Here is an 11,410-nt window from a genome sequence, read left to right as displayed (position 1 = left end):
TCACCGGAGAAGGTTAATACCGCGCACCGACCGGTCCCGAATTGCCGTGGGTGTCGGCGCGCCCACCGCCCGATTCGTTCGGTTCGGCTACCCCGATTCGTCGGCGCCGTCGATTAGTTTTGCCACGCGGTCCCGTCTGTATCGACGATACGGTTCCGCACCACCCCGCAAGAGAGAAGGACAGCAATGACCATCGGCAAAGACCTCAACCTCACCCACGTCGCCGTCCTGGTCGGTGACCAGGACCAGGCGCTCGAGTTCTACCGCGACGTCGTCGGCTTCGAGGTCCGCCAGGACATGCCGTTCTTCGGCAACGTCCGCTGGCTGACCGTCGGCCCCGCCGCCCAGCCCGGCCTCGAGCTGCTGCTCGAATGCCCCGACATGGTGCCGAACGAGGCCGCCAAGGAAGCCGCCCTGGCCCGCCTGGCCAGCCGCGCCATGGGCACCCTCATCTTCAGCACCGAGGATGTCGATGCCACTTTCGCGCGCCTGTCGGAGGCCGGGGTGCCGGTCGAGCAGCCGCTCGTCGACCAGCCGTACGGCATGCGCGACTGCGGTTTCGCCGATCCGTGGGGCAACCACCTGCGCTTCTCCCAGCCGCTGGGCTGAGCCGCGAACGCGCAGGGACCCGGTACACGCGCAATGTACCGGGTCCCTTTGCTGTAGGCCGCTATTGGGCGGCCGCGGCCGAACGTTCCACCGTCAGCAGGCTTTCGGTGTGATGTTCGGCGTAGTACTTCGTCGCGCCGCCATTGAGCCCGAAGAGTCGTTTGGACCACAGCAGCCAGATGATGGCGGCCAGATTGACCAGTAATGCGGCCACTCGCAGGAATGTGATCTTCTCGGTGAGTTCGTAGATCTCCAGCGGCAGGAAGATCGAGGTCGCGATCACCGCGAAGTACTCGCCCCAGCGCTTGACCAGCCAGAGCCCGACGCCTTCGAGGATCTGAATGCCCGCGTAGGCGAAGATGCCCACCGCCACCCAGGCCAGCGTGGTGGGGGAGAAGCTGAACGCCTCGTCGATCCAGTGCACGAGCTTGGAATGGTCCGGATCCCAGCCGACCTGATCGGCCAGCTGGCGCAGCAGCGGAAGTTCCTTGTCCCAGGCCGCCTTCCAGGATTCCTGGGAGCTGCGCAGCTTCAGCACGCCGACCCCGAGCAGGATCAGCACCAGCGCCCGGCCCACCCGCTCGGCCGCCAGCAGCCGCATGATGATGCGATCGCGCAGCAGCCGCCCGCGCGGCACCTCCGGCGCGTCGTCGGCGGGACCGCGCCGGCGCGGCTCGCCCGGCACGAAATCACCGCAGCGCAGGCAGCGCCAGGATTCCCCGGCCGGGGTGGCCACGTGCAAACGGTCGGCGAGGTCGGTTTCGTCCGGCGCGTACGTCTCATGGCCTCGGAAGGCGCAGGTCCACAGACTGAAGTCCATGGCCGGAAGCCTAATCGGAGTTAAGATCACCGCGGGACGTACGGGCAGGGGGCAGCATGCGCCGGATCGGAACAGCTTGGGCAGCCGGATGGTTCGTGATCGCGACCGCCTTGTGGCCGGTCGCGGCGCACGCGCAACCCGCCGGCGAGACCGTCGTGGCCGCCGACGGCTCCCGGATCTCGAAGCTCGAGCGGTCCGACGCCAAGCACTGGACGCTGTGGGTGTACTCCGCGGCCATGGACAAGGACATCCGTGTCGACGTGCAGCGCCCCGCCGACGATTCCCGGCCGCGGCCCACGCTGTATCTGTTCAACGGCGCCGACGCGGGGCTCACCGACAAGAGCTGGCGGGCCCGCGCGCCCGAGGTGCTGGACTTCCTGGCCGCGCGGGACGTGAATCTGGTGCAGCCGGTGGGCGGCCGGGCCGCCTACTACGCCGATTGGCGTGCGCCGGACCCGAAACTGGGCGTGAACAAATGGCAGACCTTCCTGCTGTGGGAGCTGCCCCCGCTGATCGACAGCCTGCTCGGCACCAATGGCGTCAACGCCGTCGCGGGCGTGTCCGGTTCCGCCACCGCCGTTTTCGCGCTGCCCATCGCCGCGCCGGGCCGGTTTCGCGCGGCGGCGGCCTACAGCGGGTGCAGTCAGATCAGCGATCCGGTCGGCAATGCCTTCGTGCGCCTGGTGGTCGGCGTGTACGGCGGCAATGCCGACAATATGTATGGACCGGTCGGTGACCCCGCTTGGGCCGCCAACGATCCCTACGTGCACGCCGAACAGCTGCGCGGCATGGAGCTGTTCATCGCCAGCGGCACCGGCCTGCCCGGCCCGTACGACATCGGCGGCGAATACTCCGAATTGTCCGATCTGGCGGAGCATTTCGTGGTGGACGGTCCCACCGAAGCCGGAACCTCCTACTGCACACGCAGTTTCGCCGACCGCCTGGCGAGCCTGGACATCCCGGTCACCGTGCATCTCGCCCCGGTCGGCATGCACGCCTGGGGCCTGTTCCGGGAAGAGTTCTTCGCCTCCTGGCCGGTGCTGGCCAAGGGCCTGGGCCTGCCCGCCTAACTCGCGGCCAGTGCGCGCAGCTGCTCGAGGTAGGAGCGAGTGCGCGGATCCCCGGGGAAGTATTCGATCATCTCCCGCGCCGCCTCGCCCGCGATCCACATGAGCGAGGGCAGCGAGCGCCGCTTGCCCGCGAAGGCCCGGATGCCCTCGTCCAGGGCGAGCTCCAGATTGCGTTCGCGCACCGCCACCACCGCCAGGGTCAGATGCGCCTCCGATACCCGCATGGGTTTGCGAATGCTGCCGTCGGGCCGGGTGGAGTTGGAGATGACCTGGCGGGCATAGCTTTCGGCGAGGCGATTGTCACCGGCTACCCGGCAGCAGTCCATGGCGTAGAAGTCGAACTTGAGCGGGTCGACGACGAAGTGATTCTCCAGATTGGCGGGATTGTCGAGCCGGTCCAGGATCGAACGGCCCTGTCCCAGCGCGATTTCCACTTCTTTGCGGTCGCCGAGCCGGGCCCAGGCCTTGGCGCGCTGGGCGGCCAGCTGCACGCCCACCCCGAGCCGTTCGGTGGCCCCGTGCGCGGCCTCGGCGGTTTCGATGGCCCCGCGATAGTTGCCCTGGGTGAGTGCGAACCAAGCGGCCATTTCCGCACCCCAGCCGATGATTTCGGCGTGCTCGGCCTCCTGGCCCAGGGATAGCGCGGCCCGGCGGGTGGCCTCGGCGGCGGTGCGCCAGCCCAGGTCGTAATCGACACAACCGACCAGTAGAGCAACCCAACCGGCCAGTACGAGCACCTCGCGATGCTGGGCCAGAGTGAGACGACCGTCCAGTAGCGACGTGATGCGCCGCAGCCAGGCGGTGCCCTCGGCGTGCAGTTCGTGCGGGTCGCAGCAGGGATACTCCGAGCACAGCCGGTCGGCGGTAATGCGAATGGCATCCAGTGTCGCGGAAGAGACATCGGACATACGCAGCCGGCCGATGAACTCCAGGGTGTCCATGCCGGTGGCCGAGAGCAGCTCGTCGTCGCGGTTCGGCCGCGCCTTGGGGAAGAACGCCGCCGTCACCGTATCGAAGGCGGCGGCGATGATGGGGGCGTAGAAATCGTCGGGCCGGGACTCCCCGGACTCCCACCGCCGCCAGTTGCGCAAGAGTGTGCTGTCGGTTGGCAGATTGTGGGTCGATTTGCCTCTCATGGCGCGTACCGCGTCGGCCTGTGACCACCCCCGAGCATCGCGTTCGGCACGCATTCGGACAGCCCAGACGGGTCGATCGTCACCTGCGGACACGCTCTGTAGTATCTCACCAGTTAACGCCGGATGGACCCGGATAGGGCATCTGGATGTCAGTGGGTTGACATCTGCAATTGCATTTTCGAGTACGCCAAGCTTGAGACGGGCACACTTCAGAACAGCGATCCCCAATCCAACGGAGGTTCGGGTGGAAGCGTTGATCTATGGGTACGTGCGTGACGATCTGGCCGACGGCCGGACCGACGAGCTGGAGGACGCCATGTGCGGCCTCGCTCAGTCGGCCGGTATGTGCTTCGCCGCCACCTTCCATGAATCGACCCCTGGCGACGGCACCGCGTTCGCGGAACTGACCGCCGAACTCAAGCGCGCGGATGCCCACCACGTGGTGGTGCCGTCACTCGATCACCTTGCCGGCCAGACGATTCCGCGAGACATCCTGATCGCGAAACTGGCTCATGAGGCGGCGGCCCAGGTCTGGGCCGTCGAACACTGACCCGCTCGGCCGGTGCGCGGCCGCCACGCTCCGCGCCCAGGCCATGAGTCGCGCGGCCGCCACCCCGGCGGCCAGCGACGCGGCCAGCGCGAGCCCATGCCGTTCGCCGAACAGCGGATACACCTGCCAGTGCAGCAGATACGCGAACAGTGACGCGTCCGCCAGCACCGCCGCCACCCCGGCGAGCAGTGCGGGCACCCGCACCGACGGCAGCCACACCAGCAGGAGCAGACCGGCCAGGATCAGCCGTTCCCGTTCCGGCTCACCGAAATAGCCAGGCACCGTGAGCAAGGCCACGCCGCTGAGCAGCACCCGCTGCGGCGCCGTGGTGGCCTTGGCGGCGGCCCAGCCGAGCATGAAGAACCAGAAGGTGAGCGGCGAGAACGGAATATCGTGCGGGGTATAGAAACTCATCGGTTCGTAACGCACCACGAGCGCTATGCCCAACAGCCCCAAGGCGAACCAGAACGGCGCGCGGCGCTCGAGCTGATCGGCGAACGGGATCCGCACCAGGAGCGCGGCGGCCAGCATGAAGTACACCGCCACCTCGACGAACCACAGGTGACCGGCGGTCTGGCTGTCGTGCGGGCCCAGAATCTTGTTGAGCAGCAGCACGTTCTGCCAGCCGTAGTAATCGCTGAAGAGGAGGGTGCCCGCCACCCAGGCCGCCGTCGGCGCGGCGATGAGCGCGACCGTGCGCAGCGTGCGGCGCAGCCGGTCCGGGGCCGGAGCGGCCGTCACCGCGAAGCGCGCGAAATTGAAGCCCGCCACCGCCAGCAGCACGTGCGCGCCGCCCCACAGTATGAAAACCCCGATGTGCGAGCCGACTACGGCGATGATGCCGAGCGCGCGCAACAGGGTAGAAGTGTCCAGGGAGCGGCCGAAGCGGCGGCGCCGGCGGGGGAGCGCTTCGAGTTCGGCCACCGTCATGGTCTGCCAGTTGACCGGCAGCTGGCCCAGGGCGTGATCGAGTTTCACCGAGAGCGCGACATAGGTGAGCGAGTCGCCGCCCAGGTCGGCGAAGGTGGATTCGGGTGTGACCTGGGCGGTGTCCAGGCCCAGCGCATCGGCGAACAGGGTGCGCACATCGGCGCGTGGTATGGGCGCAATGCCCGGAAGTTCCCTGATGGCTTGATAATCCGGTTTGCCATTGGGCAGGCGGGGGATGGCCTCGACCAGGCACACCCGCACCGCAGAAACCGGCAATCCAGACAATTGCGCCGCGAGTTGGGTGGCCGCGGCGGCATTGCGGCCCGCGACCGCCACCACCAGGGTTTCGGTGTCATCGGTGCACAGGGCGGTGTATCCGGCCGCACTCAGCCCGGATTCGATGCGTTGCAGGTCGATCCGGAGCCCGAAGATCTTGGCGAACCGCGACCGGCGGCCGATCACCCGGTACAGGCCCTCGGGGGTGCGGCAGGCCAGATCGCCGGTGCGCAGGCCGGTCAGCGCCGGTCCGAGCGCCAGTTCGGCGGTCGATTCGGCGTAGCCCATCATGATGTTGGGGCCGTGATAGACCAGCTCGTCCCCGCCCTCCGCCAGGGGTTCGAGCGTGAAAGACCCGCCCGGGACCGGGATTCCGATGCAGTCCGGGTGCGCGGCGGCCAGCTCCGGCGGCAGGTACGCCATGCGCGCGGTGGCTTCGGTCTGCCCGTACATGACGAAGAAACGCCAGCCCCGGGACTCGCCCAGGCCGGCGTAGTGCCGCACCCGATCGGCGGCCAGTTTGCCGCCCGCCTGCGTCACATAGCGCAGGTGCGGCAGCGTCATTCGCTCGAAGCCGACGCGTTCGAGCAGGTCGAAGGTGTAGGGGACGGCGGCGAAGGAGGTCGCGCGGTGACATCGGAACGCGTCCCAGAACTCCGGCTCCAGGATCGACCGGTTGGTCATCAGCAGGCTCGCGCCGCGCAATAGATACGAATGCACGACCGAGAGCCCGTAGCAGTAATAGAAGGGCAGTGTGGTTGCCGCCCGGTCGGTTTCCCCGATCTCCAGGTACTCGGCAATGGCCGCGGCATTGGACAGCAGGTTCGTATAGGACAACCGCACCAGCTTGGGCGACCCCGTCGACCCCGAAGTGCTCAGCAGCAACGCCAGATCCGGATGCAGGACGTGCGCCGATCCGGCCCGCCGCGCCCGCGCCTGCGGAATCCCGTCCGTATCACCGGATTCGACCACGACATCCGGATCGTAGACGCGCAGCAGCTCATCGGTGATCGAACCGGTCAGCAACACCGCGCATCCGGCGTGCAGCGCGCCGAGATACGCCACCAGTGAACCGATGTCGTTGCGGGCCGATAGCGCGACCAGCCGGCGTTCGCCGCCCAGCCGGTCCGCGAACTCGGCGACCAGGGCCGCGAGCTGCGCATATGTCAGCTCGCCGACCCCGTCACCGACTACTGCCGACCGGTCGCCGAATGCGTTCAGGTGCGCGACGATCCGAGGCGAGGTCATTGCGAGGAGTGTAGCGACAACCTTTTTAGGTTAGGGCAACCACATCCAAGTGACGCGCGAATGAATTCCGCTAGAGACCGAAGCCGCCGCGGCCGCGGCGCCGCAGGTATTTCTCGAACTCGGCGGCGATGGCGTCCCCGTCGATCTTGGCCATGGCCTCGTTCAGATCCACGTCGGCGTCGCCGCGTTCCTCGAGCGAGCGCACATACTCCGCGATTTCCTCATCGCCGGTGGTCATTTCATTGACCGCGGCCTCCCACTCCTCGGCCTGCTCGGGCAGTCCGCCCAGCGGGACCTCCACATCCAGCACGTCCTCGACCCGGTGCAGCAGCGCGATGACCGCCTTGGGGTTCGGCGGCTGCGAGACGTAGTGCGGTACGGCGGCCCAGAACGAAATGGCCGGCACGCCCGCGCGCACGCAGGCGTCCTGCAGCACCCCGGTGATACCGGTCGGGCCCTCGTAGCGGGTCTGTTCCAGGTTGAACCGCTCGGCCGCTTCCTTGCTGTACGCGGTTCCGGTGACCGGCACCGGCCGGGTGTGCGGGGTATCGGCCAGCAGCGCCCCGAGGATCACCACGGTGGAGACGCCCAGCTGTTCCACGAATTCGAGAATGTCATTACAGAAGGAGCGCCACCGCATATTCGGTTCCACCCCGCGCAGCAAAACCACATCGCGATCACTACCTGGCGGCGAGCACACCGAGAGCATGGCCGACGGCCACTGGATGGCCCGCGTCACACCGTCCACCTGGCGCACCGTCGGCCGGTTCACCTGATAGTCGTAGTAATCCTCGGAGTCGAGTTCCGCCAGGGGTTGCGCGTCCCAGATCAGCTCCAGATGTTCGACCGCCCCACTGGCGGCATCGGCGGCGTCGTTCCACCCTTCGAAAGCAGCGACGAGGACCGGATCCCGCAGCGTAGGCAGGTCCGATTCGGCTGGCACCGGGGATTCACTGGCGTTCACCCGGTCAGCCTAGTGCGTACGGTCCTCGCACGTATCAGCGACGCGCAATCGCGGAGGGCCGCGCCATCGGCGATAAGCGGACATCCGGGTGCGCGGATGAAGCGCAGGACAATCCCGCACGGCCGGGGGCCGGATTGTCCGGGGTGCCCACTACTCTTGAGTACATGTCTGTACGCAGCCGCGCCGAATTCGACACCACCCTACTGGACACGTTGAAACAACGGGTCGTGATCGGGGACGGTGCGATGGGCACCATGCTGCAGGCCGCGGATCTCACGCTGGACGATTTCCGTGGCCTCGAGGGCTGCAACGAGATTCTCAACGAAACCCGCCCCGACGTGCTGCGACACATTCACCGCGCGTATTTCGAGGCGGGCGCCGACGCCGTCGAGACCAATACTTTCGGATGCAATCTCCCGAACCTTGCCGACTACGACATCGCCGACCGCATTCGTGATCTGTCCGAACGCGGCACCCGCCTGGCCCGTGAGGTCGCCGACGAGATGGGGCCGACCAGCTACGGCACCCCGCGTTATGTGCTGGGCTCGATGGGCCCGGGCACCAAGCTGCCGACCCTGGGCCACGCGCCCTACGTCACGCTCCGCGACGCCTACACCGAGGCCGCGCTGGGCATGCTCGACGGCGGCGCGGACGCCATCCTGATCGAGACCTGCCAGGACCTGTTGCAGGTCAAGGCCGCCGTCACCGGCAGCCACAACGCCATGCTGCGGGCCGGGCGCCGGATTCCGATCATCACCCACGTGACCGTGGAGACCACCGGCACCATGCTGGTCGGTTCGGAGATCGGCGCGGCGCTCACCGCGCTCGAGAAGCTCGGCATCGACATGATCGGCCTGAACTGCGCCACCGGCCCGGACGAGATGAGCGAGCACCTGCGGCATCTGTCCAAGCATGCCCAGCTGCCGGTGTCGGTGATGCCGAACGCCGGCCTGCCGATCCTGGGCGCGAACGGGGCCGAATATCCGCTCACCGCCGAGGAACTCGCGGTCGCCATGACCCAGTTCGTGTCCGAGTTCGGGCTGGCCATGGTGGGCGGCTGCTGCGGCACCACCCCCGAGCACATCCGGCAGGTGGCCGAGGCGGTGCGCGAGGTGACGCCGGCGGTGCGCAAGCCGGTGCACGAGCCCAGCGTGTCCTCGATGTACACCCAGGTGCCGTTCGAGCAGGACGCCACCATCCTGATGATCGGCGAGCGCACGAATGCCAACGGCTCCAAGGCATTCCGCGAGGCCATGCTGGCCGAGGACTGGCAGAAGTGCCTGGACATCGCCAAGGACCAGACCCGCGACGGCGCGCACATGCTCGACCTGTGCGTCGACTACGTGGGCCGCGACGGCACCAAGGACATGACCGAGCTGGCTTCCCGGCTGGCCACCGCGTCCACGCTGCCGATCATGCTGGACTCCACCGAAACCCCGGTGCTGAAGGCCGGTCTGGAGCATCTGGGCGGGCGCTGCGCGGTCAACTCGGTCAACTTCGAGGACGGTGACGGACCGGACTCGCGGTATCAGCAGACCATGGCGCTGGTCGCCGAACACGGTGCGGCCGTGGTGGCGCTGACCATCGACGAAGAGGGCCAGGCACGGACCGCCGAGCACAAGGTGGCCATCGCCGAGCGGCTGATCGCCGATATCACCGGCAACTGGGGGCTCGAAGAGTCCGACATCATCATCGACACGCTGACCTTCACCCTGGGCACCGGCCAGGAGGAGTCGCGGCGCGACGGCATCGAAACCATCGAGGCTATCCGCGAACTCAAGCGCCGGCACCCGAATGTGCAGACCACGCTGGGTCTTTCGAATATCTCCTTCGGCCTGAACCCCGCGGCCCGGCAGGTGCTCAACTCGGTGTTCATGCACGAGTGCGTGGAAGCCGGACTGGATTCGGCCATCGTGCACGCCTCCAAGATCCTGCCCATGGCGCGGATTCCCGAGGAGCAGCGCCAGACCGCCCTGGACCTGGTCTACGACCGGCGCACCGAGGACTACGACCCGCTGCAGAAGCTGATGGCGCTGTTCGAGGGCGTGTCCACGGCTTCCTCCAAGGCCTCGCGCGCCGAGGAGCTGGCGGCGCTGCCGCTGTTCGACCGGCTGGCGCGGCGCATCGTGGACGGCGAGCGCAACGGCCTCGAGGCCGACCTCGACGAGGCCATGAAAGAGGTTCCGCCGCTGCAGATCATCAACGAAACGCTGCTGTCCGGTATGAAGACGGTCGGTGAGCTGTTCGGCTCCGGTCAGATGCAGCTGCCGTTCGTGCTGCAGTCCGCCGAGGTGATGAAAACCGCGGTGGCGCATCTGGAACCGCATATGGAGGCCACCGACGACTCGGGCAAGGGCCGCATCGTGCTCGCCACCGTCAAGGGCGACGTGCACGATATCGGCAAGAACCTGGTCGACATCATCCTGTCCAACAACGGCTACGAGGTCGTGAATCTCGGTATCAAACAGCCGATCTCGGCCATCCTGGATGCCGCGGTGGACAAGAAGGCCGACGTCATCGGCATGTCCGGGCTGCTGGTGAAGTCCACGGTGATCATGAAGGAGAACCTCGAGGAGATGAACTCCCGCGGTGTCTCCGAACAGTTCCCGGTGCTGCTCGGCGGCGCGGCGCTCACCCGCGCCTATGTGGAGCAGGATCTGACCGAGGTGTTCGAGGGCGATGTGCACTACGCGCGCGACGCCTTCGAAGGCCTGCGGCTGATGGACGAGATCATGACCGTCAAGCGCGGCGGGGGCATCGACCGCAATTCGCCGGAGGCCATCGCCGAACGCGAGAAGGCCGCCGAACGTAAAGCCCGGCATGAGCGCTCCAAGCGAATCGCGGAGCAGCGCAAGGCCGCCGAGGTGCCGGTGGAGGTGCCGGCGCGCTCGGACGTGGCGGCCGGCCTGCCGGTGCCGGTGCCGCCGTTCTGGGGCACCCGCATCGTCAAGGGGCTCTCGGTGAACGAGTACTCCGGTCTGCTCGACGAGCGCGCCCTGTTCCTGGGTCAATGGGGCCTGCGCGGCCAGCGCGGCGGCGACGGGCCGTCCTATGAGGAACTGGTGGAGACCGAAGGCCGTCCGCGGCTGCGGTATTGGCTGGACCGGCTCACCTCCTCGGGCGTGCTGCAGCATGCCGCGCTCGTCTACGGCTACTTCCCGGCGGTCTCCGAGGGCGACGATGTGATCGTTCTCACCGAGCCGAAACCCGATGCGCCGGAACGGTATCGCTTCACTTTCCCGCGTCAGCAACGCGACCGGTTCCTCTGCATCGCGGATTTCATTCGCTCGCGGGAGGACGCGGAGCGGACCGGCCAGGTGGACGTTCTGCCGTTCCAGCTGGTCACCATGGGTCAGCCCATCGCCGACTTCGCCAATGAACTGTTCGCGGACAACAACTATCGCGACTACCTCGAGGTGCACGGCATCGGCGTTCAGCTCACCGAAGCCCTCGCCGAGTTTTGGCACCGGCGGATCCGGGAAGAACTGACCCTGGAGGGACATTCCGTCGCCGATGAGGATCCGTCCGATGTGCTGGATTACTTCAAACTCGGATACCGTGGCGCGCGGTACTCGTTCGGTTACGGCGCCTGCCCCGACCTGGAGGATCGCGCCAAGCTCGTCGACCTGCTCGACGCGGGACGGATCGGAGTGATGCTGTCGGAGGAGTTGCAGCTGCATCCGGAGCAGTCGACGGATGCTTTCGTCCTGTTGCACCCGGAAGCGAAGTACTTCAACGCCTAAGATTTTCAAGAGGTTTCCGGGCTATCGCGCAGAGTTGCAGGGGTTGCTCGGCGCGATAGCCAGC

General features: G+C 67.2%; 8 protein-coding genes. 4 read left to right on the top strand and 4 right to left on the bottom strand.

What is annotated here, in order from left to right; genetic code table 11:
- Positions 1-186 precede the first annotated feature (186 nt).
- Positions 187-609 carry a VOC family protein gene (locus tag NY1_RS06900; protein WP_067709610.1) on the top strand — a complete coding sequence of 141 codons (423 nt, stop codon included), beginning with the start codon at positions 187-189 and terminating at the stop codon, positions 607-609.
- A 61-nt stretch (positions 610-670) separates the two neighbouring features.
- Here the strand turns inward: NY1_RS06900 and NY1_RS06895 are convergent, their stop codons facing one another.
- Positions 671-1,429, bottom strand: a complete 759-nt coding sequence (locus NY1_RS06895) for a DUF2127 domain-containing protein (RefSeq protein ID WP_067709608.1) — start codon at positions 1,427-1,429, stop codon at positions 671-673.
- Between the two features lie 95 nt (positions 1,430-1,524).
- On the opposite strand from NY1_RS06895, the gene NY1_RS06890 reads away from it, so the two are divergent.
- Entirely contained in the window at positions 1,525-2,499 is a 975-nt protein-coding gene (locus tag NY1_RS06890; RefSeq protein WP_233434235.1) for an alpha/beta hydrolase, read from the top strand.
- Here NY1_RS06890 and NY1_RS06885 read toward each other — a convergent pair.
- Positions 2,496-3,635: a hypothetical protein gene (locus NY1_RS06885; RefSeq protein WP_067709606.1), complete on the bottom strand. Its 1,140-nt coding sequence runs from the start codon at positions 3,633-3,635 to the stop codon at positions 2,496-2,498. The genes NY1_RS06890 and NY1_RS06885 overlap by 4 nt on opposite strands.
- 244 nt (positions 3,636-3,879) lie before the next feature.
- Between NY1_RS06885 and NY1_RS41790 the strand changes: the two genes are divergently transcribed.
- Positions 3,880-4,185, top strand: coding sequence for a hypothetical protein (locus NY1_RS41790; protein ID WP_084534721.1), 306 nt, complete (start codon positions 3,880-3,882; stop codon positions 4,183-4,185).
- On the opposite strand, the gene NY1_RS06880 is transcribed toward NY1_RS41790, so the two are convergent.
- Both NY1_RS06880 and NY1_RS06875 read right to left on the bottom strand, forming a co-directional pair.
- A complete protein-coding gene (locus tag NY1_RS06880; RefSeq protein WP_067709604.1) occupies positions 4,087-6,639 on the bottom strand; it encodes an AMP-binding protein in 2,553 nt (850 codons plus the stop codon). The two genes, NY1_RS41790 and NY1_RS06880, sit on opposite strands and share 99 nt — an antisense overlap.
- Before the next feature lie 70 nt (positions 6,640-6,709).
- Positions 6,710-7,603, bottom strand: a complete 894-nt coding sequence (locus NY1_RS06875; RefSeq protein ID WP_067709602.1) for a PAC2 family protein — start codon at positions 7,601-7,603, stop codon at positions 6,710-6,712.
- A gap of 164 nt (positions 7,604-7,767) precedes the next feature.
- Here NY1_RS06875 and metH point away from each other — a divergent pair, with 164 nt between their 5' ends.
- Positions 7,768-11,346 carry a methionine synthase gene (gene metH / locus NY1_RS06870; RefSeq protein WP_067709600.1) on the top strand — a complete coding sequence of 1,193 codons (3,579 nt, stop codon included), beginning with the start codon at positions 7,768-7,770 and terminating at the stop codon, positions 11,344-11,346.
- Positions 11,347-11,410: the final 64 nt, after the last annotated feature.

This window comes from Nocardia yamanashiensis NBRC 100130, from assembly GCF_001613325.1.
Taxonomy (GTDB): Bacteria; Actinomycetota; Actinomycetes; order Mycobacteriales; family Mycobacteriaceae; genus Nocardia; species Nocardia yamanashiensis.
This window is presented reverse-complemented; position numbering and strand designations above follow the sequence as displayed.